The organism is Lachnospira pectinoschiza, assembly GCF_900103815.1.
GTDB classification, from domain to species: domain Bacteria; phylum Bacillota; class Clostridia; order Lachnospirales; family Lachnospiraceae; genus Lachnospira; species Lachnospira pectinoschiza_B.
Genome location: NZ_FNHZ01000005.1, coordinates 151,100 through 175,544, shown reverse-complemented (window position 1 = coordinate 175,544; position 24,445 = coordinate 151,100). Strand labels below are relative to the sequence as shown.

Annotated in this window: 25 protein-coding genes; 3 read left to right on the top strand and 22 right to left on the bottom strand. The window is 34.2% G+C overall.

From position 1 onward, the window contains the following. Positions 1–2 precede the first annotated feature (2 nt). A complete protein-coding gene (gene dnaG, locus BLQ66_RS08990; protein WP_074521866.1) occupies positions 3–1,763 on the bottom strand; it encodes a DNA primase in 1,761 nt (586 codons plus the stop codon). Between the two features lie 36 nt (positions 1,764–1,799). Next, positions 1,800–2,807: a deoxyguanosinetriphosphate triphosphohydrolase gene (locus tag BLQ66_RS08985; protein ID WP_074521865.1), complete on the bottom strand. Its 1,008-nt coding sequence runs from the start codon at positions 2,805–2,807 to the stop codon at positions 1,800–1,802. A 201-nt stretch (positions 2,808–3,008) separates the two neighbouring features. On the opposite strand from BLQ66_RS08985, the gene BLQ66_RS08980 reads away from it, so the two are divergent. Continuing rightward, on the top strand, positions 3,009–4,295 hold the full coding sequence (locus tag BLQ66_RS08980) for an HlyC/CorC family transporter (RefSeq protein ID WP_074521864.1): 1,287 nt from the start codon (positions 3,009–3,011) through the stop codon (positions 4,293–4,295). A 67-nt stretch (positions 4,296–4,362) separates the two neighbouring features. On the opposite strand, the gene BLQ66_RS08975 is transcribed toward BLQ66_RS08980, so the two are convergent. The 3 genes from BLQ66_RS08975 to BLQ66_RS08965 form a co-directional block, all read right to left on the bottom strand. Beyond that, the gene (locus BLQ66_RS08975; RefSeq protein ID WP_027431140.1) at positions 4,363–5,577 is read right to left on the bottom strand and encodes an LL-diaminopimelate aminotransferase; all 1,215 of its coding nucleotides are present in this window, start codon (positions 5,575–5,577) and stop codon (positions 4,363–4,365) included. 112 nt (positions 5,578–5,689) lie between these two features. After that, entirely contained in the window at positions 5,690–6,523 is an 834-nt protein-coding gene (locus BLQ66_RS12165; protein WP_242869340.1) for a hypothetical protein, read from the bottom strand. Positions 6,524–6,694: 171 nt separating this feature from the next. Beyond that, the gene (locus BLQ66_RS08965) at positions 6,695–7,831 is read right to left on the bottom strand and encodes a glycoside hydrolase family 88/105 protein (protein ID WP_074521863.1); all 1,137 of its coding nucleotides are present in this window, start codon (positions 7,829–7,831) and stop codon (positions 6,695–6,697) included. Between the two features lie 166 nt (positions 7,832–7,997). Between BLQ66_RS08965 and BLQ66_RS08960 the strand changes: the two genes are divergently transcribed. Next, positions 7,998–8,849 carry a patatin-like phospholipase family protein gene (locus BLQ66_RS08960; protein WP_074521862.1) on the top strand — a complete coding sequence of 284 codons (852 nt, stop codon included), beginning with the start codon at positions 7,998–8,000 and terminating at the stop codon, positions 8,847–8,849. A 96-nt stretch (positions 8,850–8,945) separates the two neighbouring features. Here BLQ66_RS08960 and BLQ66_RS08955 read toward each other — a convergent pair whose 3' ends face one another. Then, complete coding sequence (locus BLQ66_RS08955) at positions 8,946–9,692, bottom strand: YdcF family protein (RefSeq protein ID WP_074521861.1); 747 nt, start codon at positions 9,690–9,692, stop codon at positions 8,946–8,948. Positions 9,693–9,848: 156 nt separating this feature from the next. Between BLQ66_RS08955 and BLQ66_RS08950 the strand changes: the two genes are divergently transcribed. Beyond that, entirely contained in the window at positions 9,849–10,172 is a 324-nt protein-coding gene (locus BLQ66_RS08950) for a cupin domain-containing protein (protein WP_027431144.1), read from the top strand. A 59-nt stretch (positions 10,173–10,231) separates the two neighbouring features. Here BLQ66_RS08950 and BLQ66_RS08945 read toward each other — a convergent pair whose 3' ends face one another. The 16 genes from BLQ66_RS08945 to BLQ66_RS12060 form a co-directional block, all read right to left on the bottom strand. Further along, on the bottom strand, positions 10,232–12,337 hold the full coding sequence (locus BLQ66_RS08945) for an EAL domain-containing protein (protein WP_074521860.1): 2,106 nt from the start codon (positions 12,335–12,337) through the stop codon (positions 10,232–10,234). A gap of 90 nt (positions 12,338–12,427) precedes the next feature. Then, positions 12,428–12,832: a hypothetical protein gene (locus tag BLQ66_RS08940; protein ID WP_074521859.1), complete on the bottom strand. Its 405-nt coding sequence runs from the start codon at positions 12,830–12,832 to the stop codon at positions 12,428–12,430. Positions 12,833–12,953: 121 nt separating this feature from the next. After that, positions 12,954–13,493: a phosphodiesterase gene (gene yfcE, locus BLQ66_RS08935; protein WP_074521858.1), complete on the bottom strand. Its 540-nt coding sequence runs from the start codon at positions 13,491–13,493 to the stop codon at positions 12,954–12,956. Between the two features lie 73 nt (positions 13,494–13,566). Beyond that, positions 13,567–14,250: a hypothetical protein gene (locus BLQ66_RS08930; RefSeq protein ID WP_074521857.1), complete on the bottom strand. Its 684-nt coding sequence runs from the start codon at positions 14,248–14,250 to the stop codon at positions 13,567–13,569. Between the two features lie 3 nt (positions 14,251–14,253). Beyond that, a complete protein-coding gene (locus BLQ66_RS08925) occupies positions 14,254–14,910 on the bottom strand; it encodes a hypothetical protein (protein ID WP_242869339.1) in 657 nt (218 codons plus the stop codon). Between the two features lie 61 nt (positions 14,911–14,971). Continuing rightward, complete coding sequence (locus tag BLQ66_RS08920) at positions 14,972–15,607, bottom strand: epoxyqueuosine reductase QueH (RefSeq protein ID WP_074521855.1); 636 nt, start codon at positions 15,605–15,607, stop codon at positions 14,972–14,974. Then, positions 15,607–16,659: a histidinol-phosphate transaminase gene (hisC, locus tag BLQ66_RS08915; protein ID WP_074521854.1), complete on the bottom strand. Its 1,053-nt coding sequence runs from the start codon at positions 16,657–16,659 to the stop codon at positions 15,607–15,609. The genes BLQ66_RS08920 and hisC overlap by 1 nt, the downstream gene beginning before the upstream one ends. A gap of 35 nt (positions 16,660–16,694) precedes the next feature. After that, complete coding sequence (locus BLQ66_RS08910) at positions 16,695–17,888, bottom strand: pyridoxal phosphate-dependent aminotransferase (protein ID WP_074521853.1); 1,194 nt, start codon at positions 17,886–17,888, stop codon at positions 16,695–16,697. 110 nt (positions 17,889–17,998) lie between these two features. After that, positions 17,999–19,186 carry an ROK family protein gene (locus BLQ66_RS08905; protein WP_074521852.1) on the bottom strand — a complete coding sequence of 396 codons (1,188 nt, stop codon included), beginning with the start codon at positions 19,184–19,186 and terminating at the stop codon, positions 17,999–18,001. Between the two features lie 22 nt (positions 19,187–19,208). Further along, on the bottom strand, positions 19,209–19,862 hold the full coding sequence (fsa, locus tag BLQ66_RS08900; RefSeq protein WP_027431153.1) for a fructose-6-phosphate aldolase: 654 nt from the start codon (positions 19,860–19,862) through the stop codon (positions 19,209–19,211). Between the two features lie 172 nt (positions 19,863–20,034). After that, a complete protein-coding gene (xylB, locus tag BLQ66_RS08895; RefSeq protein ID WP_074521851.1) occupies positions 20,035–21,513 on the bottom strand; it encodes a xylulokinase in 1,479 nt (492 codons plus the stop codon). A 215-nt stretch (positions 21,514–21,728) separates the two neighbouring features. Then, complete coding sequence (locus BLQ66_RS08890; protein ID WP_074521850.1) at positions 21,729–22,361, bottom strand: phosphatase PAP2 family protein; 633 nt, start codon at positions 22,359–22,361, stop codon at positions 21,729–21,731. 96 nt (positions 22,362–22,457) lie between these two features. Beyond that, complete coding sequence (locus BLQ66_RS08885) at positions 22,458–23,468, bottom strand: InlB B-repeat-containing protein (RefSeq protein WP_074521849.1); 1,011 nt, start codon at positions 23,466–23,468, stop codon at positions 22,458–22,460. After that, positions 23,443–23,841, bottom strand: coding sequence for a hypothetical protein (locus BLQ66_RS08880; protein ID WP_074521848.1), 399 nt, complete (start codon positions 23,839–23,841; stop codon positions 23,443–23,445). The genes BLQ66_RS08885 and BLQ66_RS08880 overlap by 26 nt, the downstream gene beginning before the upstream one ends. Positions 23,842–23,843: 2 nt before the next feature. Beyond that, positions 23,844–24,188, bottom strand: a complete 345-nt coding sequence (locus BLQ66_RS08875; RefSeq protein WP_027431158.1) for a hypothetical protein — start codon at positions 24,186–24,188, stop codon at positions 23,844–23,846. A 7-nt stretch (positions 24,189–24,195) separates the two neighbouring features. Next, positions 24,196–24,333, bottom strand: coding sequence for a hypothetical protein (locus tag BLQ66_RS12060; protein WP_155885946.1), 138 nt, complete (start codon positions 24,331–24,333; stop codon positions 24,196–24,198). Positions 24,334–24,445 lie beyond the last annotated feature (112 nt).

The window sequence follows — 24,445 nt, the reverse complement described above, 5'->3', positions numbered from 1 at the left end:
TATTATAATTTAATATTAATCTTATTTAGATTCATCTGCTCCTGCATAATTTCTTGCATTCGCTTAGCATCAGTTGTTGTATTAAATTCATTATCTAGGCTGTTTTTCTTAACCTTTTTGACAATGTCATTAATAGCTCTTTCCCTTTCCTGCTTACTTAAATTTTCATCTAAGTCAGAGGAGAATAGGGAAGCCACATCTGCTGCCTCAGTTTCATCTGTGTAATCCCCAACAATTAGTGCTGGATTTGGATTACCATTTTCTATTTGAGCATAAAGTTTACTAGCCACTGAGTTAAGTAATGGATCAATGAAATCGCTTGGCTTAATTACATCCGAAATCTTATTAATAATATTCACATCATTAATAAGCCATGTAAGAAGTAATTTCTCTGCCTGTCTGATTCCTGACTCCTGCTTCTTCTTTTTTGGCTTAGGGCTTTCATAGTCTGTTCTAATTGCCTGTCCGTTAACAAGTCCCTTTTTGTTGCCAAGATTTGCTACCATCTGCATCATTCCATCTAGTGGTATTACAAATGTATTGCAAACCGCTTTTATGTAATTGTCCCTTTCAAGCTTCTCTCCAAAGCGTAGAAACATTTCCGCAAGTTCTTTCTCAAAAGCAGTTTCATCTGCTGGGTCTGACCTGTTATGTCTCTTTTCTACAACTCCAACCTCAAAGATGAAGCTGTTAATGGCCTTGTCGATTCGCTCCTGAAAGGCTTCGGCACCCAATGCCTTTATAAATTCATCTGGATCCTTATAAGGCTTCATGTTAATAACCTTAGTATTAAGGCCCACTTCCGTTAAAAGTGGAATAGCTCTTAGAGCCGCCTTAGTACCTGCCTCATCAGAATCGTAGGTAATTAGCACTGTGTCTGTATATCTTTTAAGTAGTCTTGCATGTCCTGGTGTAAGGGCAGTTCCTAGAGATGCTACTGCCTGATTAAAGCCTGCCTGATGTAGTGAAATAACATCCATATAACCCTCACAGATAATCATATTACCTTTTCTAGCACTTCTAGCCACATTAAGGCCATACAAATTACGGCTTTTATCAAATAGCTTAGTTTCTGGGGAATTTAGGTATTTAGGTTTAGCATCACCCATAACTCTGCCACCAAAGCCAATTACTTTATTATTCACATCCATGATTGGGAAAATAACTCGATTCCAAAACTTTTCGTGAACTTTACTATCGTAAGTAAATAAACCAGATTCCTTTAAAATATCGTCTGTGTAGCCCTTAGCTTTTAATTCCTTATAAAGACCACCAGAAGATATAGGAGCAAAGCCTAATCCGTAACTTGTAATAGTCTTATCAGATAATTGACGCTTATTGGCAAGGTAATCCATGCCTGTAGTGCCCTTCTCTGATTTCAAGCAATGATAATAATATGTTGCTGCAAATTTATTTATTTCTAATAACTTAGTTTTTATATCCTTATCCATTTGATCTTCTCTTGAAAATTTCTGCTCAGGCAAGGCAACGCCTGCTCTTTGAGCTAACATCTCAAGAGCCTCAATAAAGGTATAATTCTCATATTCCATAACAAAAGTTATGGCATTTCCACCTTTGCCACAGCCAAAACAGTGAAATAGCTGCTTTGGACCTGACACGCTAAAAGAAGGGGATTTTTCATTATGGAAAGGACAAAGCCCCATATATGAGCTACCACTTCTTTTTAACTTAACATAATTAGAGACTAGATCAACGATATCGGTCTTACTAAGCACTTCCTCTATAACTTCACGTGAGTACATTTATCTAGTCGACCTTTCATTATACTAATTATAAGGTTACTTCTTCCAAGCCTTTGGAACAAATATCTCTTGGAATTTCATAATGGAATATTGATCCGACATTCCTGCGATATAGTCGCAAACTACCTGTTCTTTAGCTTGATTATATTCTGTTATAAACATCTTATAGTTATCTGGTAACTTATCTATATTCGCAATGTAATATCGATATAATTCGGTGATTAACTTGTCTGCCTTCTCTTCCTCTGATTTAGCCGCAGGATTAAGATACAAATGAGTAAACATATGCTCTCTTAATTCCTTCATAGCCCCACCTATTCTGTCAGACATATATATATCATCCTTATTGTTACTGTTAATAACGATGTCATTAATTAAGGTATTAAGACGTTCCTTAGTTGAAGTTCCAAGTAAGTCTGTATATTCCTTAGGTATATCATCTTCAGTAATAATTCCAGCTCTTATACCATCGTCTATATCGTGATTGATATAGGCAATCTTATCTGAAAGACGAACTACTTTACCTTCAAGGGTGGAGGGATTGCCTGCTGTTCTGTGATTAAGTATTCCATCTCTTACCTCCCAGGTAAGATTAAGGCCCTTTCCGTCCTTTTCAAGAAATTCCACCACTCTTACACTTTGTCTGTAATGAGCAAAACCTAATGGACAAATAGAATTTAGTACTCTTTCGCCGGCATGTCCAAAAGGAGTATGACCAAGATCATGTCCTAGAGCGATTGCCTCTGTTAAATCTTCATTAAGCCTAAGGGCGCGTGCAATGGTTCTAGCGATCTGTGCCACCTCAAGGGTATGAGTAAGTCTAGTTCTGTAGTGATCTCCCTCCGGGGCTAAAAAGACCTGTGTCTTGTGCTTAAGTCGCCTAAAAGCCTTACAATGGATAATCCTGTCTCTGTCCCTTTGGTAGATAGTCCTTATATCGCAAGGCTCTTCAGCCTTGTCTCTGCCTCTTGATTCATCTGAAAAGGAAGCATAAGGACTTAAAATTTCATGTTCAGTTAGTTCTTGTCTTTCACGAATATTCATATTTAGCACCTTCACCTTCTAATAAAGATTAGATAACATCTTAAATTAATATTGCAAAAAAACCTTACAGTTATATTATTCAACGCAATTTATTTATTTCCTTTTTTATTTTTGAATTTTTTTCGAAATCGGTGGAAACCTTGACTAGCACTGACATATCAAGTACAATTAATTAAAAATATTTTTTAGGAGGATTTGATTTTGGATTCTCACAGTACGATCCAGCTAATTGTAATTATTATCTTACTTATTTTATCTGCTTTCTTTTCATCAGCAGAAACCGCATTTATTACGGTAAGTAAGATTAAATTAAGAAAACTAGTGGATGAGAATAACAAACGAGCAATTCTAGTAAGTAAAATTCTAGACAATCAAAGCAAGATGCTTAGTGCAATTTTAGTAGGTAATAACATTGTTAATATTTCCTGCTCAGCCCTTGTAACTACCTTTACAATAAGTATGTGGGGTAATTATGCAACGGGTATTGCTACCGGTATTCTTACAGTCTTTGTTTTAATTTTTGGTGAGATTACACCTAAGAACGCAGCTACTAAATACTGCATGCAATTATCTCTAGCATATTCGCCAATTATTAACGCATTGATGTACATTTTCACACCAATTATTATTGTAATTGATAAGATTTCCAAGTTCTTTTTAAGACTAATTGGCATAAAGGATGAAAGTAAGGATACAACTATTACAGAAGATGAATTACGAACAATCGTTAAAGTAAGCCACGAAGAGGGCGTTATTGAATCTAGCGAGCGTAAAATTATAAATAATCTTTTCGATTTTGGTGATACTAATGCAAAGGACGTTATGATTCCAAGAATCGACATGGTTTTAGTTAATATTGAGGCCAGCTATGACGAGGTTTTAGCCCTCTTTAGAGAGACTCAGTATACTAGACTTCCAGTTTATAAGGTAGACACTGATAATATCGTAGGTATTTTAAACATAAAGGATTTAGTCCTTACTCCTATGGATGGAGATTTTAGTATTGAAAATATAATGCGAAGCGTTCATTTTACATTTGAACAGAAGAATACTTCCGAATTATTTAGAGAGATGCAGCTTAATTCCACAAGTATTGCAATTGTCCTTGATGAATACGGCTCAACTGCTGGTATGATTACAACGGAGGACTTACTTGAGGAAATCGTTGGTGAAATCAGAGATGAATATGATACCGAGGAAAGGGAAGGCATCCATAAGATACGTAATAAGACTTATAGAGTAGAGGCTTCCTTTAAGCTTGATGATTTAAATGATTATCTTGGGCTTAACCTTGAATCTGAGGATAATGATTCCATTGGCGGACTTATTCTTGAAAAGCTTGATAGAATTCCTGTTGCAGGAGATAAGCTTACAATTGATAATGTATGGCTATTTATTGAGAAGGCTTCAAACAAACGAGCTGAAGCAATTATTCTTAAGGTTTTAGATACAAAGAAAACTTCTGAAACAACAGAAGCAAGCGAATAAATTAATAAAGGCTATGAACTATAGCTTTGAGGAGAACCTCATTGCTTGTTCATAGCCTTTTTGTATATTATAAAGCCTTAATTCTATCAAGAGCTCTAACTGTATTCTCATAAGAACCAAATGCTGTAAGTCTAAAGTAACCTTCACCACTTGGACCAAAGCCTGAACCTGGAGTACCAACAACGTTAGCATTCTCAAGTAAGTAATCAAAGAATTCCCAGCTTGTCATCTTATCTGGAGTCTTAAGCCAGATATATGGTGCATTAACACCACCTGAAACTGTATAACCAGCTTCCTTTAAGCCTGTAAGGATTGTCTTAGCATTATTCATATAGTAAGCAATCTGCTCCTTAGTCTGCTTCTGGCCTTCTTCTGTATAAATAGCAGCACCAGCCTTCTGAATAATATATGGAGCACCATTAAACTTAGTTCCATGTCTTCTTGCCCAAAGGCTATGAAGCATAACGTCTCCGCTCTTTAAATCCTTAGGAATTACTGTAAATCCAAGTCTTGTACCTGTAAAGCCTGCATTCTTAGAGAAAGATCTAAGCTCGATTGCACATGTTCTTGCACCTTCACATTCATAAATTGTATGTGGTACATCTTCTTCTGAAATATATGCCTCATAAGCTGCATCATAGATAATTACTGCGCCAACCTTATTAGCATAGTCAACCCATCTTTGAAGTTCTGACTTAGTGATTGTAGAACCTGTAGGGTTATTAGGGAAGCAAAGATAGATAATATCAGGGGTTTCCTTTGGTAAATCAGGGGCGAAATTAGTCTCGGCTGTACATGGCATATAAATAACGTTAGACCACTTACCAAGGTCTGGAAGATAATCACCTGTTCTACCTGCCATAGCATTAGTATCAACATATACTGGATAAACTGGATCACAAACTGCAATCTTATTATCTACAGAGAAAATGTCACCAATGTTACCTGAGTCTGACTTAGCACCATCAGATACAAAGATTTCATCTGCATTAATATCTGCACCACGTCTCTTATAATCAAAATCTGCAATTGCATTTCTTAAGAATTCATATCCTAAATCTGGAGCATAGCCCTTAAATGTCTCCTTATGAGCCATCTCATCAACAGCCGAATGAAGAGTATCAATAACAACTGGTGATAATGGTAATGTTACATCACCGATACCAAGTCTAATAATTTCTTTGTCTGGATTAGCATTCTGATATGCATTAACCTTCTTAGCAATAGTTGAAAAAAGGTAACTTCCTGGGAGCTTTAAATAGTTTTCGTTAATTTTAAACATGTTCTTCCTCCTAACATTTACGTACAATGATGTAATTATACAACCCCAATAAGTTAGATACAACTAAATAAAGCAAGACCTAATAATATTAAGTCTTGCTTTTAGTTAAGCATTATACATCAAGATAAAATCTTAATAATCTCTCGTACTCTGTATTAATTGCTAACAGTATATCTTTATCACCGCTCATATTATCTGGATGATATATCTTAGCTAGTGATTTATATCTCTTTTTTAAAGTGTCCTGATCATGTACCCCCTTAAAAAATATCTTTACACCGTCAGAATTAGCAGCATTCTTTCTTGCCTCTCTATAGACTCTGTCCTTATAGACAAGCTTTTCTCTTTCAAATCTCTCCTTATCAATAGTTAACTGGCGATTCTGCTTTTCAAGCATCTGCCACTTTTGATCATAGAGACTCTTTTGATTCTCAAGCTGCTGCTTTAAAATCATGTTCTTATTCTGCTGTCTTGCTAACATGTGCTTTTGTATGTCTATGAGATTTCGTTCATCTTCAAGCGTCTTATCTAGTTCCTGTAATCTCATATGTTCCTTAAAAAGCCACTTTTTCTGCTCCTTTTCATTAAGCTGCTGAAATTCTTTATGCTTATCTGCTGTCATTATAGTATTAGCATCATCTTCAACTAACTTAACGTCCTCCTTTAAAGAGCTGTTATTAGACGCTGCCTGTGAATAGTCCTCTAAATTAGAGGAATTATCTAGTATAACCTTCTTATCTAATTCTTCCTGTTTGGTCTCTTCTTTTAAAGGCTTTGAGTTTGCCCAATTAATCTGGGCTATACTCTTCTTCTTTAAATTATCTTCAAGACCTTCACTTTCAAACCCTTTTACCCCTGAAGCTTTAGCAATTTTGACCGCAACACTCTTGGCATAATTCTCTACATTAGAATTAGCAAAATAATTAGTCTTAAAATTTTCCTGCATAGTTCACTCCGTTTTTTACACGTTCAATATCCTAACTTTATGTTAAAACTAATTTACTATTTAGTCAACTAAAATAAGTTAAACTATTCTACTAGTATAAAAAAGAGAGACATTTTCAAAAAAATCAAAAAAGTCTCTCTAATAATGCAAAATAAAGTTATTCAATTAAAACTAGTTTGAGCATCTAAGGCGCTCTGTGTAAGCTAATAGGAATGGTCCAACACCCTTAGCATCGTCCTTTACGATAGGCTCTGACATATAGTAGTCATAAGTACCTGGACGATTGTTGCTACCACCTAAACCGGCAACTAAACAGATACCGTCAAGAGAAATTGTTCCGTCTTCTCCAGCCTTTAAGTATCTATCTTCGATACCCTTTAATGCCTTAAAGCCGTATTCTCTATAGCTTTCTGGTAAGAAACCAAGTCTTACACCCTTTAAGAGAGCATAAGCCATAATTGCGCTACCTGATGTCTCAAGATAATTCTTCTCCATGCCACCAAAGTTTACAACCTGGTACCACATACCTGATTCATCCTGATACTTAAGCATTGCATCCATAAGGTCAACAAATGCGTCTTTCATCATCTTGCATTCCTTATCATACTTATGGTCTTCGTTATCTACCTTATCTAGAGTATCTAAAAGTGCCATAGCATACCAACCAATAGCTCGTAACCAAACATTCTGAGAAAGTCCTGTAACCTTATCACACCAGAAAGCTTCCTTGCTTGTATCAATAGCATGATAGTAAAGTCCGTTAAGAGGATTTCTTAAATTCTCAATTACAAACTTAAACTGGCTGAAAATGTCATCATAGTTGGCTCTGTTATTGAACTTAGTTTCATATTCCATATAGAATGGCTGTCCCATATACATACCATCAAGCCATACCTGGTTTGGATAAATGTCCTTATGCCAGAAATTGCCTGTCTTAGTTCTTGGCATGATTTCAATCTGAGAATAAACTAAATCAATTGCCTTCTTGTACTTTTCTTTGCCTGTTAATTCATAGAGTTCAAATAAAGTCTTACCTGCATTAACATTATCTATATTCTTCTCACCAATGCTGTAGCCGTCAATGCTTCCATCCTCAAAAACTCTGTGATCAATAAATTTGTCGGCGAAGTCTAAATACTTCTTGTCTCCTGAAATTGCATACATTTCTAAAATAGCCTTAATCATAACGCCGTCAATGTAATTCCACTTTGACTTAATGCCTGCCTTAAGCTTTTCGATGTTCCATGCTGGAGTATCAAGTGTACTTCTCTCCATTAAACCATCGATATACTGTACTATGATGTCCATTTGTATCTCCTTAAATTCCCTTAATTTGAGTATCAAATTTAACACTCAACGCTCTAATTTTACCCCATAGAATATAAAATATCAAGCTATCTAAACACTTGTTTTTACTTGACATTGTCTTATTTTTGTCAGACAATTATATAAATTGTACTATTAGGAGGTAAATATGAAAACTGGCATAGTTTTTGAAGGTGGAGCTTTTAGATCCATCTATTCATGCGGCGTAATGGACGCCTTACTCGAACTTGATTTTATGCCTGATTATATAATCGGTGTATCTGCAGGTGCAGCTTATGCAGCAAGTTATGCATCTAAGCAGGTGGGTAGAAATTTAAAAATTATCATGGATTATCGTGATGATAAGAGATACATGGGACTTCTTAATATGTTAGATCCTGGTAACCGTTCATTATACGGTCTTGATTTTGCTTACGAGACTATTCCTAATGAACTTGTACCTTTTGATTATGATACATTTAGAGAATATAAGGGAGAATTCTACTGCGTAGTAACAAATGTAGAAACTGGTAAGCCAGAGTATCTTCCATATACAGGTCTTGATAAGACTAATACAGTTCTTAAGGCAACTTGTGCTCTTCCTGTATTTTTCCCATATATCAATATCAATGGCACAAACTATATGGATGGTGGTTTATCTGATTCTATCCCTGTAGAGAGAGCCCTAGCAGATGGCTGCGACAAGCTATTAGTAGTTCTTACAAGAGAACCGGGTTATACAAAGACTACATCAAGTGTTACAAAGCAGGCTGCAAAGATTTATAAGAATAAGCCTGAGCTTGCAAGAGACTTACTTACAAGAGCGGATAAATATAACCGCCAGCTTGAAAGACTTGACCGTCTTGAAAGAGAGGGTAAAGCTTATGTTATGAGACCTGTTTCTACAAAGGGCTTTAAAAGAACAGAGAAAGATAAGACAAAGATTTTATCTCTTTATAATGATGGTTATAACCAGACTTATAACCAGATTGAAGCAATCAGAGATTTCTTTAAGGCTTAATACTAGCTTTGAAAATGTATTGCTAAGGGACATAAAAACAAAAAGCTCTAGTTACTTTAAAAGTAGCTAGAGTTTTTTTCATAAATAATATCAATCTTATAAATTGCCCAATATAAAATCCTTAGTAATTCCAATAGCTTCCCTTAACATAAAGTTAGGAAGTATTATCATATCTGATTTAGCTGGATAGCTATATACATTTTCAAAGCCAGTCTTTTTAGCAATTAGGCGAGCTCTAAATATGTGGAAGTTAGTAGATACAATTAAGACCTTGGCCTTACTATCCTTAATTATCTCATAGGAATTTGCTAGGTTCTCATCTGTGTTAATAGACCTATCTTCTTTTATGATTCTATCCTCACTTACTCCCTTATCAATTAGATATTCTGCCATGGCATCTGCTTCTGTCATAGGCTCATTAGGGCCTTGTCCACCAGATACTATAATTGGGCAGTCATAAATATTGGCTAGTTCAAGGGCTGCGTCTAGGCGTAATTTAAGAGCCTTTGAAGGACCCGCCTCCTTAACTAGGCAACCTAAAACTATAATGTAGTCGTAATTATTCTCCTTATCCATCTTTGCAAAGCCTGATAAAATAAGGCCTTCAAGGACTATAAATAAGGCTAGGCCTAGGGTAAAGACTGACCAGAAGATTCTTTTTATAATTTTATGAATTTTAATTCTGCCGGACTTTTCTAATCTTTTTAGTAAATATAGGACAATGAAAAAAGCAGAAATTATAATCCACATAAAGACAAAACTAAGTTTGAAGCCTGCGTAACTAACGCAGATTATATAGTAAAGGGCCGATAGAAGACCTACAATTAAAAATACATTTTCCATAAAAAACCTCTCATTCTGTAATTCCTAGTATAACAAAGAATAGGAGGGATTTATAGCTTTAAAAAGAAATCGGACACTAGTACTATTTTCCTAGATAATAGAGAAGTTAAGTTTGCTAAAATTAGATAAAAGCTTATTTTAAAGGAGATTATTTTTATGTTTAAGTATAATAAGGATGTTATTGCAACTGATTGCGAACCAGGCGTTACAAGAAAGATTTTATGTTACTCAGACGAGCTTATGATGTGTGAGATTCACTTTGAGAAGGGTTCTAAGGGAAATTTTCACTCACATGAGCATTTACAGATTACTTATATTGCTGAGGGTAGTTTTGAATTTACTATCGATGGCGAGACTAAGGTTGTAAATAAGGGTGATAGTGTTTATATGCCAAGTAATTCTCTTCACGGTGTTACATGTCTTGAAGAAGGTATCTTAGTAGACGTATTTAATCCAATGAGACAGGATTTCTTAAAGTAGATTAGAATAAGATTTAGATATCTAAATGGTAAATTAATTACAAAAATAAGGGAAGTGCCCTAACTTGCACTTCCCATTTTTTCTTTTATATCTATTAAAACAGCTTCTAATCTATCAATATCAACTGCTTCGCTATAGTAATAGCCTTGATATTCTAAGCAACCGATGCTTTCAAGTATTAATTTCTGCTCTTCATTTTCTACATATTCGGCTAATATATCAATATTAAACTGATTTGTTAGATTAGTAAGAAAACTTACTATTTCTCTACTTCTTTCATTCTTTACTACATCCAGACTTAAATTCCCGTCTATCTTTACTAGGTCAAAAACATTGTATCTTAGATATTTAAGAGAGGTACTGCCCATAGAGAAATCATCAATACCAAAGCGGTAGCCAAGCTTCTTTAGCCTATCTAATCTTGAGATTAAATCATAGTCAATCTTTAGGCTATCCTGCTCTGTGATTTCAATTAAAATGTTAGGAATATATTCCTTATGTTCTCTAGCTATTAGAGCTAAAAATCTCTCAAATTCTTCCATTTGGATTGCCTGGCCTGTTAGGTTAATTGAAACCTTGCAATCTTTTCCAAGTATCTTTATTAACTTTGGCATATCCTTAATTGCGCTTTTAAAAATGGCCTTCTCTAATTTAGCTGCCATACCCATTTCCTTAGTTAAGCCCATAACTAAAGGCGTGTAAATCTTACCATTATTAGAGTATTCCCAATTTAAAAGGCACTCTACGCCAATACATTTATCCTTACTGTTAAACTGAGGTTGGTATCTTAAATGAACATCATCATTTTCAATCTTATATTGAATTTCATCAGCGATGGAACGAGCTAAAACTCCGTATCCCCCCTTAATCCCAAGGATACTTAGTTCAACTCCTTCTTCCTCTGATTCCTTAACTAACCTTGTAAGCTCATTAATCTTTTTAGCTTCCTGATCTAGTGCTCTCTTCTCTGAATAAACCACGAAAGGCGCATAAATTGCAACCCCTATAAAAAGGTTAAAGAGCTGCAAAAGGCTACCAGCAATGGAGCCTGTGGCCATAAATCCATTTATAAAAATTGGAGTAGTCCACTTAACATTGCTTATTAGTCCTGGCACAATGCCAAGGTCCATGGCTAGACTTGCATTTAAATAACTAATCACTGGCACTAACATAAAAGGTATGAAATACACAGGATTTAGCACAATTGGCAAACCATATAATAATAATTCATTAACATTAAAAATTAGTGGAACACTTGATAAAGTAACTAATTTCTTTGATGTATTCTTTTTACCAAAAATTAGTATGGCAAGGGCTAAACATAAAGTGGAGCCGCAGCCGCCCATTATTGCAAATACCTCAACGGTTGTAAAGGAATGCAGATTACTTAGCATAACCGAAGTGTCAAAATTCTTTATCTTATCAAAATTTAAATCTCCAGGAGTCATAACACTTGAGCCATGAATTCCTAAAAACCAAAGTATAGATTGAATCATTAAAAAGGCTAAGCTTGTAATAACAGAACCACCTCTAAAGAAGAATAGACTTAGGAATACTTTTCTATTAACTTCCTGAATTGACTCCATACCTGTTGTTTTAACTAGGATCATATAAATTAGTACAGCAATGATAAATACTATAATAGTAGCCGGCATTGAATAAAGCATCTGAGTATATGTATCATCTGCCCCACTAGAATAGAATCTAAAACCATGCTTTAGATTATCATTAATTAAAATGTAAAAATATGACGTAATAATCGTCAAAAAGATTGCTGTAAAAACCCCATCTTCGCCTAAGTTACTTATATCAAATTCTCTAAAGTTAAGGCCACCACTAAATATAGCAAACACTATTAAGCTTATAAATACTAGGCTATAATTCTTAACCCCATCTGCCTTCTCAGTATTAGAAATACTTAAGGCTAGTGTAATTGTCATATATATGGCTAGCATACCAAAGGTTGCATTATAAACGGTCTGTAATAATTCCCTAAAAAAGCCATCTAGCAAAGCATCTATAAATATTTGATAGCTATGAATTGGCAATGTCTCTAATATAAGTGCAAAAGAACCCACCAATAAAATTGGTATAATCATTACTAAGGCTTGTCTAATAATTTGTAAAATTTTTATCTTATCTATAATTTCAAAAACTTTCCCCATGACTGTCCTCTGTAAAAATTTCTATTTAATATCATAGATAAATATTCAAAAAAATAAAACCCTCTTATATGGGGGTTTTATTTTTATAAACTATGTTCTTTTTATAAATTCAATTCTACATTTAGGACATTTAATACTAATCTTTCCCTTGCCCTTTGGAACTCTAATCTTCTGATTACAGTTAGGACATTTAAAAATCCTATGGGTCTTTCCATCCTTAATTCTAGCCTTTAGGTAGTTTAATTTACCCTGACACTTATAATATATATTTAGATATCTTTGGTTCTCTTTAGACCTCTTTGAAATATTTCTTGAGAAAACTCTAAAATATGTATATATCAATAATAATATTGCGATAAAGTAAACTGCACTATTATGAATAAATAAGGTTAATACAAGCAATACCATGCATACAATAGAAGTAAATCTAGAAAACTGATCCATTCCATATCTTCCATACATAAAGCTTGCAAATTTATTTCTAAAATTATTCATACAAAAGAGTACCTCCAAATCCATTAGCTAATAATAATCATCACAAATTCATTTGCTAATAATACTCTATCATATAGCTTTATAAATACAATAAAATAAAAATAAAAAATTCCTTATATATTTAGTTGCCCTCCATATATACATTTCCATCTAAGTCCTTAAAGTAGAACTTGTCTTCAAAAATGATATAGCTGTGGGCTGAATTTTCCTTTGGAATTGAAACTGAGCCTGGATTAACATAAGTATAGTTGCCTCTTTTTTCAAACTTTGGCACATGAGTGTGACCGCAAAGTAATATATCCCCGTCCTTTAGGGCTGGCATATTCTTTTCATCTAACTTATGGCCATGAACCATAACAAAATCCTGTCCATTAACACTTAAAAATGCCTGTTCACAAAGAACATTAAAATCAAGTACCATCTGGTCGACTTCTGTATCACAGTTACCTCTAATACAAATAATCTCATTTCTTAAGGGATTGAGCATACTTATAACTTCCTTTGGTGCATAGTCCTTTGGCAAATCATTTCTTGGACCATGATATAAAATGTCCCCAAGTAATACTAATCTCTTTGCGCCCTCTTCCTTGTATCTATCTAGCATCTTCTTACAATAGTAAGCAGAACCGTGGATATCTGAAGCTATCATTATCTTTTCCATAAATACACTCCTTTATTGTTTATCTAGTCTAATTTAGCTAAACTAAAAGGCAGGACTTAAGCCTGCCTTTAATTTATCTTGCTAGTTTTTGTACTGTTGGTACTTTATAATCGCTAGCGTAGCTTAAATATTGCTGCAGAGAATTCTTCACCTTATACATGTCTAAGATTTTTTTAAGGAAGGCGATAGTAGACTTTTTGTACTTCATATTAGAAAGCACTAAAACTGCTGCCTCGTCGTTATATCCTCTTGCAAAACTCTTAGCATATCTTGCAAATTTAAGCTTATTTAATTCTGGTATATCATAATAATTTTGTAAAATCTCTAAAGCCTCAATAACCCTAGTATTATCAAAATCTAATTCTACTAAAGGTCTCTTTATGATTAGATTGTCGATTTTACTAACATTACTTTTAATTTTATTTGAATAGAGTTCAATAATATCGCTTTTTATTGTTGTTAAAGAATATTTGTTATAAAGTCGCATACCAATGAACATACCACTATCATTCTCATCACCAAAAAAGTAATTTAGTAATACATCTTCCTTTGTAACACCCTCTTCAATCTTCTTTACATAAAGACCTTTGCTTAGACGAGTTATAATGCCTTCGCTTGCAATACGTTCTACTGCGCGGAAAAATGCATCTTGGCTCATCTTAGTAAACTTATCCTCGTAAAGAGAATTAACTGCTACAACACTAGAATCAGGTAGGCTATCAAAATAATTAATTATTCTATCCCTATTCTTTATCATTATTTATCTTACCTCTTCTAAGTTAATAAGGTTATCTTCATCCTTCTTCTCTTCAGACTTCCCATCAGACTTTTCCTCTGACTTTTCAGGCTCTGCCTTATTAATAACCTTAACTAAAGCATCTTCGTCATCTGCAAAGATAGCATCCTCATCAAAATCTTCAAATTCATCCTCGTCTTCTTCATCTACATAGAAGTTAACTGGGATAACCTCAAGACTTGTAGCTACAGCCTTACCAATGATATAAACTGTATGAATACCCTCTTCCTTAACGTTCTCAACTAGGTTTCTAACACCAGCTGCTACTCTGTCAACGTCACAAACAACATTAACGCCCTCTGGTAAAATGATTGTTACATTACTTGCATAGCTTGAGAAGTTAATGTAAACATCCTTTTCAAATACTGCTAAGCCTAAATCAAGAGTTGTATTAGCGCAAACTGACTTTAATTCGCAACCTACAAATTCCTCATCCTCAATCTCAACGATCTTCTTTTCAGCAATAGCATTGTACTTTCTAATTTCAGCATCAATACTGTCGTTTTCTTCCTTTACAAACTTGTCCTTTGTCTCTTTATATTTGTCATATACTAGCTTTGCAGTTGCAACACAAGCACCTGTAACAGCAATAAATTTTAATAAGCCATTCTTCTTAGCCATAACCATTACCTCCATATTTTGATATAATAAATATTAGCATTTTGTCGTCTTTTTTTCAAGTTTAACTATCCTTTTTTTCTACCCTAGAATAGACACAACCACAGAAATTCTGTCTATAAAGATTGTACTCCTTAGATAATTCAATGGATCTTTTGTAACCATTTTTCTTTTTAAAATCTGACAATAAATACTTCATTCCGTATTCTTCTTCAAGCTTTAAACCAATCTCATTAAGCTTAAGGCTTGATTTTAAAGGACTTATACTAAGTGTAGTTGTAAAGTAGTCAAAGTCCTTTTCCTTAGCTAATTTAGCTGTTTCTCGTAGTCTAAGTTCATAACACTTAAAGCATCTTTCCCCGCCTTCAGGACATTTTTCTAATCCCTTAGCCATATCGTAAAACTTAGAGGTATCATAGTCTCCTTCTATAAACTCCACCGGATACTTAGTAGGGAATTCCTTAATAAAACGCTTCTCTTCCTCTACTCTCTTTCTATATTCCTCTTCATAGGAAATATTAGGATTATAGTAAAAAACTGTCACTCTAAAATACTGAGATAAATACTCAATGCAATGACTTGAACAGGGCGCACAACAACTGTGTAACAAAATTGTTGGCACCTCTTTTTCTTCTTGTAATTTTAAGACAAACTTATCTAGTTCCTTTTGAAAATTTCTCTGATTAAAAGGAATAGCCATTATAAAATCTCCTTCAACGCCTTTATTAGAGCATCCATCTGCTCATCTGTACCTATTGTTATTCTTAAGTAGTTATCAATTCTTGGCTTATTAAAATATCTTACGAAAATGTTCTTCTCCTTAAGTTTTGTAAAAATAAGACTTGCAGGAACATTTTCATGCTTAGCAAAAATAAAATTAGCCTTTGATTCTGGGAAGCTAAAGCCAAGCTCCTTTAAGGCCTTCATAGTTCTTTCTCTAGTTGCCACAATCTTTTTACAGCACTCTTCAAAATAAGCCTTATCATTAATAGCCGCAGTTCCTAGTTCAATAGCTGTTCTATTCATTGTATAGGAATTAAAGGAGAACTTCACGTCATTAAGAGCCTTAATTAACTTCTCATTAGCAATAGCATAACCTATACGCATTCCAGCCATAGATCTGGATTTTGAAAATGTCTGCACAACAATTAAGTTGTCGTATTTATTCACAAATTTAATTGCCGATTCACCACCAAAATCGATGTAGGCTTCATCAACAACTACTACGGAATCCTGATTATTCTTAATGATTTCTTCAACACTAGAAAGCTCTAAATACTTAGAAGTTGGAGCATTAGGATTTGGGAAAATGATACCGCCATTCTCTCTATTAAAATCCTCCACTAAGATGTTAAAGTCCTCATCAAGTCTAACAGTTTCATATGGGACTTTGTGTAAGTCGGCCCATACACTATAGAAAGAATAAGATATTTCAGGGAATAAGACTGGCTTATCTGAATTAAAAAATGTCATAAAGATCATTGAAATAACATCATCTGAACCAACTCCTGTAAATACCTGATTCTTACTTACACCATAGAAGTTTGCAATAGCTTCATTTAGCTTTGTAACCTCTGGGTCTGGATATAATTTTAAGCTATCAAGGTCTAGCTTAGTTAAGGCATCCATTACCGCCTTTGAAGGTGGGTAAGGATTCTCATTAGTATTAAGCTTAATTACATTCTTAATCTTTGGCTGTTCGCCTGGAACATAAGGCTCCACTTTTCTAATATATGACTCCCAAACTTTCATTTAATTCTCCTTTATGGGTAAATTTTTTACAAAAATTATAAATTGAACTCCTTAGCTAATTCTTCAAAATGGCTAAGAGAATTAACTATTGTTTCATAGCTTACGCAGTAGGCAATTCTTACATAACCCTTACAGCCAAAGCTTGTAGCTGGCACCATTAAAATGTTATGCTTCTTAGCTGCATTGCAGAATTCCATCTCATCCTCTGTTGGGGATTTTACAAAAAGATAAAAAGCGCCTTCTGGCTTAACGCAGTCAAAACCATACTTTGTTAAGGCCTCATAAAGTGTCTTTCTATTCTTATCATAAACTGCAATATTCTCAGAAATATCTACATCTAAAGTCTTTAAAATTACTCTTTGAAGAAGAGATGGTGCATTAACAAAACCTAAGATTCTTGTGGCAACTGCTGCGGCTGTCTTAATATCATTTGCATCATCAAGTTCATCTGGTAAAACAAGATAACCAATTCTCTCACCTGGAAGAGAAAGAGACTTACTGTAAGAATAACCAACAATAGTATTCTTATAATACTTAGTTAGGTAAGGAACTTCAATACCATCATAGGCAAGTTCCCTATATGGTTCGTCAGAAATAAGGTAAATGCTAGTTGCAAGTTCCTTTTGCTTATTTTCCAAAATCTCTGCTAGTTTCTTAATTGTAGCCTCACTATAAATAACCCCTGTTGGATTGTTAGGATTATTAATAATTACAGCCTTAGTCTTAGCATTAATTAGCTTTTCAAATTCCTCAAAATTAGGATTAAAATCCACTGTATTAGCAGGAACAACTACAAGTTTTCCTCCAAAGTTTGACACATAATTTCTATATTCACTAAAGAATGGAGCAAAGCAAAGTACCTCATCCCCAGGATTAAGTAAAGTCTTTAAAATTGAATTAAGACCCCCTGCTGCACCAACTGTCATAATTATATTAGAAGCATTAAAATGTGTATCATACTTCTTATTAATTGAGCTAGCAATTCCTTCTCTTACATCTTCGTAACCTGCATTGCTCATATATCCATGGACAAATGTAGACTCTTCATTATCAACAATCTCTTTGATTGCTTCATTAACTTCCTTAGGGGCTGGCACATTAGGATTACCAAGAGAAAAATCGTAAACATTCTCTCTACCATAGATCTTTGCCAATCTATTGCCTTCCTCAAACATTGCTCTAATTACAGAGCTACCCTTAACTAAAGATACCATTGAATCTGCTATCATTTATCTTCCTCCCAAATTTTAAAATACTACATATCATTATTCTTGCCTTCATCAAGATAAAAAAAGACAGGAGAAATAAAATCTCCTGTCTGATATTATAAGCTAATTATTTAGATAGATGCAATAAAATCTATTAAAAACATAAAGGCTGCGCCAACCTTAGCCTCACTTTCAGAGCAAGTTGTAAACTGTAAATAACTTGCATCTGTATCAAAGGCACAGTAATCAATAAGTCTTCTCTTTAAATCCTCTTCATAATCCTTAAGATATGTTGCAACTTCGCCGCATAGACAGATGTTACTATCATTCATAAGGAAAAGGTTATTGATTCCCACTGCGAGATCATCTAGGTACTTATCAAATACCTTTGAATACTCTCTGTCGTGTTCCTTTAGTTTTCTAAAGAAAGTATCGAGACTTACCCCTAATTTAGTTGATAATACTCTTGCTGAAACATAGGATTCATAGCAACCTCGCTTACCGCAATAACATTTTTCCCCACCAGGATAAATTGTCATATGACCAAATTCACCGGCTCTATTATGAATACCCTTTCTTATTGTTTCTCCATCAATAAAGGCACCACCAACACCTTCATTAAGCATAAGATAAATGCTTGAAAAATCATTATCCATAAGCTTTTTCTCATCAAAGTTTCTTACAGTGATTAAACCTGCTGCCTCTCTTTGCTTATTCTTCCAGTAATTAGCAAAAGCATAGGCCTTTGCATCATTTACAACAATAGTCTTAAAATCAATATTCTTTGTAAGATTCTTAACCTCGTAATTTTTAAGACCCATAGTTGGTGCTGATAAAATGATCTTATTATCGTTATCAAAAATACCAGGCACTGTAATTCCGACGCCCAGTACATTTTCCTTAATAATATTGTTCTTACTAATTAAGTTATTAACTAGAGAAGCTATATCAGCCTCAAAATCGTTATTAACAATATTAACTGAGAGCTTAATTTCATCGATTACCACGCCTCTTAAATCTACTAAATAGGCTACTATTTCATTAGCTGTAATGTTAACGCTAATAGCTAATTTTGAACTTCCCTTAACCATAATAACCTGGGCTTTACGACCACCTGTAGATTCAAAATTTCCTGCATATTCAATTAAGTCTTCGTTAAATAAGTACTTTAAATTCTGATTAACCGTTGGTAAGGATAATCTTAGGGCATCTGAAATTTCCTGTCTTGCTACTTTTCCAGAAAAATGGATAAGTCTAAAAACCCTGTTCTTATTAATCTTTTTTACGTCAGTTGTTGTAAGCTTTTCTGTAGTTAACATTCTACACCTCTATTCTTATATTTTATTCACCAAATACAGCAATATAATCCTTCTTGAATTTTTCAATTCCAGCTGTTGTAAGTGGATGATTTACCATTTGTTCAATTACCTTATATGGAACAGTTGCAATGTCTGCGCCTGCAATAGCACAGTCAGTTACATGAATTGGATTACGAACGCTTGCTGCAATGATTTCAGTCTGAATATCGTAATTAGAAAAAATTGCCACAATATCTTCAATTAAGTTAATACCTGGCTGAGAAATATCATCTAATCTACCAAGGAATGGCGAAACATAAGCTGCACCAGCTCTAGCTGCAAGTAAAGCCTGATTAGCTGAGAAAATCAATGTCACATTTACCTTAATTCCTTCACTAGATAATACCTTAGTTGCCTTAAGTCCGTCAACTGTCATAGGTATCTTAACTACCATATTTGGATGGATCTTAGCAATTTCTCTACCTTCCTTAATCATATCTTCAGCCTTAGTAGTTGTAGCCTTAACCTCTCCACTAATAGGGCCATCTACAATGCTTGTGATTTCCTTAATTACTTCCTTAAAATCTCTACCTTCTTTTGCGATTAATGATGGGTTTGTTGTTACGCCACAAATAACTCCCATATCATTAGCCTTCTTAATGTCCTCAACATTTGCTGTGTCAATAAAAAATCTCATTATAACTTCCTCCATTTTTTAATCTATCCATATCAAGACTCGCTCGCGAGTCTTGCGCGCCGGATTCGGGTCTGCTACAGCAGACAAATTCCTGTCCGAATCCGTGCGCATCCTTGCGGAGCGTTTAACTCAGTCGGAGCTTATACTCCGACTGAGTTATATCAATTAGAGCTTATGCGCCAATTGAATTAAAGCTATCTTTAAGGGCTGGGTATAGCTCCTTAAATTCCTTATAACGAAGCTCGTAAGCCTTGGCAATATCTTCATCTGGTTCAATTGTCTTAGATAGCTTAACAATCTTACTTACTGCTTCCTCTAAGCTTTCGTATTCCTTACATGCAATCATTGCTAAAATGCATGCTCCCATAGATGGGCCTTCTTCACTTTCAAGTTTTGCAACTCTGATATTAAGTACATTTGCTAAAATCTTACACCATAATTCAGACTTAGCACCGCCTCCACAAAGCTTTGTCTCAGGAATTACAAGTCCTTCTTTTCTTGCAATTTCAAGAGAATCTCTAAGACCAAAGGCAACTCCTTCTAAAACTGCCTGAGTCATGTCAGCTCTTGTAGTATCCATAGTCATTCCAATAAAGCAAGCTCTTGCCTTTGGGTCATTATGTGGTGAGCGCTCACCCATTAAATATGGTAGGAAATATACGTGATTCTTAGCTAATTTAGAATCATCAATATCCTCCTGTTCTTTACTATATTCCTTAGTATTTAGGACATTGTCCATCCACCACATATTACAAGAAGCTGCACTAAGCATGCAGCCCATTAGATGATAAGCTCCATCTGCATGGTCAAAGGAATGTAGAGCGTTATTAGGGTCTACTTTAAAGCTCTTGCTTGAAATAAATACGGTTCCGCTTGTACCTATGGAAATGTTACATTTTCCCTCTCCAATAGTGCCCGTACCAATAGCTGCTGCCGCATTATCACCAGCTCCTGCTGCCACTAGTAAATCAGAAGATAGACCAAGTTTGCTTGCAAGCTCAGCCTTTAAGCAGCCAATTGCCTCATAGCTTTCAAAAATCTTTGGCATCTGTTCTAGTTTAATACCACAGATATCAAGCATCTCTTTAGACCAAGTTCTATTCTTAACATCGAAAAGTAATGTTCCCGAAGCGTCAGATACGTCTGTTGAAAATGTGCCTGTTAACTTATATGCTAAATAATCCTTAGGTAGCATAATCTTCTTGATTTTATTAAAATTTTCAGGCTCATTGTTTCTTAACCATAAAAGCTTAGGAGCTGTAAAACCAGCAAAGGCAATGTTAGCTGTGTATTTACTTAGCTTATCCTTACCGATTTCGTTATTTAAATAGTCACACTCCTTGCCAGTTCTAGCATCATTCCAAAGAATTGCAGGTCTAATAACCTCATCCTTCTCATCTAAAATTACAAGGCCATGCATCTGTCCGCCAAAACTAAGGCCCTTAATACTTGTCTTATCAAAATTCTTTATAAGCTCTTTAATTCCAAGAATAGTCTCTTTATACCAGTCTTCTGGATTCTGCTCAGACCAGGCTGGCTTTGGAAAATAAATTGGATATTCTCTAGATACAGAGTTTAGAATTTTACCTGTATGCTCCATTAAAAGAAGCTTTACAGAAGATGTCCCCAAATCAACACCTATATAATTCATACTACCTCCCTTTGATACAAATTATTGTTAATTCACTTTTAGTAAAACACTTTCTAAAAGCTTATTTCATTGTAGCACTTATCTAAAGTCCCTTCAATGAGTTTTAAAAAAATATTTTGTAAAATTAAAAAAGGAAAGTTTTATATTTCTATAAAACTTTCCCAAATTAATTCTGTTATATCTTTTTGATATATCCTATGAAAAATTACCGCCTACTAATTAGCTTCTTTTTTTACGAAGAGATATTTATAACTCTCTCCATCACAAAAGACAGCTCTAAGTCTGTCAAACTTCTTTAAGGCCCACTTAACAAGCAAGTAAGCAAGAAGACCATAAAGAGATCCTAGTACTAAACTTACTAGTACATCTGTTGGATAGTGAACTGTTAAGTATAATCTTGAAAATGCAATTAGTACTGCAAGACAAATGGCACATATACCCTCTCTCTTTCTCCACAAAATAATAGCAATTGCTGCTGCAAAGGATGCTGATGTATGTCCTGATGGGAATGACCAGTCATCAATTGAGGCAAATACGTTAAATATCTGTGTCTCAAAAAGTGAACTATCAAAATTAAAAGGTCTTACTCTATGTGATACATTTTTCATAACACCATTACACATGATTACTGAGAAAATTAAAGCAACTGCAACAGTTAAGCCTACCTTTCTATATTTCTTAGGTAGAACAAAAAGCATTAATAATCCAAGTAAAATCCAGATAATTCCCTTATCACCAAGTTTTGTAATTACAAACATGATTGGGTCAGTAATTGGATTGTGTAATGTAGCAAACCATTTTAATATTGGAATTTCGCCAGCATTTAAGCTATTAAAAAATTGATCCATGTTAACCTCCACTTATTTTTTAAATTTTTAACACTTCTCAATCTTAAGCTAAATACTAGTTCATGTCAATTTTCTACTAGGTCAATTTTTTACTATCTAGTTTTTAGTTACACCAGACTTTGTAACACTATATTCGCCTTTATAAGTGTCTTTACCCATGTCCTTATTTTTCAAAATGAAACTCCTATTTAAATAGTCTTTTTTAAAATAAGAATCGGAAATTGCTGCAGCTTCTTTGCTTACCAAAATACCATTATTTTGACTTGAATTAATTAAGAATACATCCCAGTCCTTCTTTTCCCAAACAGCATAAAAATAAACCACTGCGCCATTATTTTCATCTAAATTCTTTAGGCATTCCCCCTCTCTATAAATATTATTCTTTGAATTCCTTTCTCTACTCCATCCCAGAAAATTAAAGCCATCTCTAATAAAGCTATTCGCCTGCAAATTAAAGTTTTCACCATAAGTTACTTGCTGCTCTTTTGACTCTCCTGCCCCGTTTGAATCATAAATCACCCTATATTTATGTGGGCTACAAATGTAATTAATCTCGGCACCATTAAAGGTTAGGCCCACGTATTTATTTAGCTCGCCGTTTTCATTAACAGGAATAGAACCTTCATAATTTGGCTCAGCAAGGCTTTTATTAGGGCCCTCAATTACACTATTAGCCACTCCTGTTTCAAGGGCTGAGGACACATCATATCCTTTAAGGACAGTACCTGTAATCCTTAGCCAAGGGGTTTGACGATAAATGCTTACTTCATGAAAGCTTACGTAAAAGCCAGTACTTGCACTACCTTCAATAGATATGCTACCACCATCAAAGCCACCATTTAGCGAGGGCACTCCCACCTCTCTTAAGGACTGATAATCTTCTCTTACATTAAGGCTTAAAATCCTAACCTGATTGTTTTTATCATTATCATCAATTAAATAAAACTCAATAACAGAGCCTACTGGAGCGCCATTAATTCTAAAATTCATGCTTTTATAAAGGGGTGAATTTGAAGCATAAGAATTTACTGATATAAGACTGGAAATAAATAATAAGCCATAAAGAAAAAGAATAGTTTTACTAATGTAAGCCCATAAACTTTTCATAATAACAATACTCCCTTCCCTTTAAACTGCGCTTAAAGCTCATAACTACCTCCACATCTAAGTAACCCTTTTCAAGGTTTATCTCTTTAAAATTTATCTCATAATTTGCATCTGAACTTATCTCTTTACTTAGGCAATTACAAAAGGCTAGCTTAATTTCCTCTTCTAGATCCTTTTTCTGGCTAAAGCTAAGGCCATGGACATTTATAGTTTCGTACTTTTCATTTAGCTTATCAAAGCTGTAATTTAAAGAGCTATCCACAGCCCTTATAAGTTCTTCATTTCTTGCATTTTTTTCTATTAAAAAAACATGTGTAACCACTAGGATAAATATTAGGGATAATAGGCCTGAACCTGTAATTAATGCTCTCATATTTATCCTCCATTATTCCTTTTATACCTGGCTAGACCGTGATAAGTATTTGTCTTATTTATTCTAAAACTTGCTGAAAGAATCTTATAACTAAGGTCATATTCGTAATAGCAAAAATCTGTGGTGCTTTCTGCATTTTTAAATACCAAATCCATACCATTAGACCTGGCCATTGAAATTGCCTTAGCCTTTCCTTCTTCTTTATTTACCTCAATTGTGTTCTCCACATATCTAGCCACTGTGTTTACCTTTGAAACCCTAGCATTAATCATAATAAAATCCAAACTAAAGTAGACGATTAATACTAGAATTATCAGGTATATATAACTTTCTATTACTGACTTCATCTCTCTCCTAACCTAAACATGCTATCAATGTGTTTTCTACGAATTTTAAAAATGTTACAAAAAGGCTAGAAGCTAAAGTAAATACAGCAATCATAGAAAGCATTGCTACAATTACTTCTCCGTATAATTTTACATATTCTCCCATATTAAACTCCTATTAATACTTTTAAAAAAAGTCCATTTATTACAAAAACCATTATGATAGCCATTATAAGTCCTGCATACTCTTCTAATATATTTTCCATAATCTTCTGTTC

Coding starts and splice junctions, on each gene's coding strand:
- dnaG (WP_074521866.1), bottom strand. CDS start 1,763: ATGTACTCACGTGAAGTTATAGAGGAAGTGCTTAGTAAGACCGATATC.
- BLQ66_RS08985 (WP_074521865.1), bottom strand. CDS start 2,807: ATGAATATTCGTGAAAGACAAGAACTAACTGAACATGAAATTTTAAGT.
- BLQ66_RS08975 (WP_027431140.1), bottom strand. CDS start 5,577: ATGTTTAAAATTAACGAAAACTATTTAAAGCTCCCAGGAAGTTACCTT.
- BLQ66_RS12165 (WP_242869340.1), bottom strand. CDS start 6,523: ATGCAGGAAAATTTTAAGACTAATTATTTTGCTAATTCTAATGTAGAG.
- BLQ66_RS08965 (WP_074521863.1), bottom strand. CDS start 7,831: ATGGACATCATAGTACAGTATATCGATGGTTTAATGGAGAGAAGTACA.
- BLQ66_RS08960 (WP_074521862.1), top strand. CDS start 7,998: ATGAAAACTGGCATAGTTTTTGAAGGTGGAGCTTTTAGATCCATCTAT.
- BLQ66_RS08955 (WP_074521861.1), bottom strand. CDS start 9,692: ATGGAAAATGTATTTTTAATTGTAGGTCTTCTATCGGCCCTTTACTAT.
- BLQ66_RS08950 (WP_027431144.1), top strand. CDS start 9,849: ATGTTTAAGTATAATAAGGATGTTATTGCAACTGATTGCGAACCAGGC.
- BLQ66_RS08945 (WP_074521860.1), bottom strand. CDS start 12,337: ATGGGGAAAGTTTTTGAAATTATAGATAAGATAAAAATTTTACAAATT.
- BLQ66_RS08940 (WP_074521859.1), bottom strand. CDS start 12,832: ATGAATAATTTTAGAAATAAATTTGCAAGCTTTATGTATGGAAGATAT.
- yfcE (WP_074521858.1), bottom strand. CDS start 13,493: ATGGAAAAGATAATGATAGCTTCAGATATCCACGGTTCTGCTTACTAT.
- BLQ66_RS08930 (WP_074521857.1), bottom strand. CDS start 14,250: ATGATAAAGAATAGGGATAGAATAATTAATTATTTTGATAGCCTACCT.
- BLQ66_RS08925 (WP_242869339.1), bottom strand. CDS start 14,910: ATGGCTAAGAAGAATGGCTTATTAAAATTTATTGCTGTTACAGGTGCT.
- BLQ66_RS08920 (WP_074521855.1), bottom strand. CDS start 15,607: ATGGCTATTCCTTTTAATCAGAGAAATTTTCAAAAGGAACTAGATAAG.
- hisC (WP_074521854.1), bottom strand. CDS start 16,659: ATGAAAGTTTGGGAGTCATATATTAGAAAAGTGGAGCCTTATGTTCCA.
- BLQ66_RS08910 (WP_074521853.1), bottom strand. CDS start 17,888: ATGATAGCAGATTCAATGGTATCTTTAGTTAAGGGTAGCTCTGTAATT.
- BLQ66_RS08905 (WP_074521852.1), bottom strand. CDS start 19,186: ATGTTAACTACAGAAAAGCTTACAACAACTGACGTAAAAAAGATTAAT.
- fsa (WP_027431153.1), bottom strand. CDS start 19,862: ATGAGATTTTTTATTGACACAGCAAATGTTGAGGACATTAAGAAGGCT.
- xylB (WP_074521851.1), bottom strand. CDS start 21,513: ATGAATTATATAGGTGTTGATTTGGGGACATCTTCTGTAAAGCTTCTT.
- BLQ66_RS08890 (WP_074521850.1), bottom strand. CDS start 22,361: ATGGATCAATTTTTTAATAGCTTAAATGCTGGCGAAATTCCAATATTA.
- BLQ66_RS08885 (WP_074521849.1), bottom strand. CDS start 23,468: ATGAAAAGTTTATGGGCTTACATTAGTAAAACTATTCTTTTTCTTTAT.
- BLQ66_RS08880 (WP_074521848.1), bottom strand. CDS start 23,841: ATGAGAGCATTAATTACAGGTTCAGGCCTATTATCCCTAATATTTATC.
- BLQ66_RS08875 (WP_027431158.1), bottom strand. CDS start 24,188: ATGAAGTCAGTAATAGAAAGTTATATATACCTGATAATTCTAGTATTA.
- BLQ66_RS12060 (WP_155885946.1), bottom strand. CDS start 24,333: ATGGGAGAATATGTAAAATTATACGGAGAAGTAATTGTAGCAATGCTT.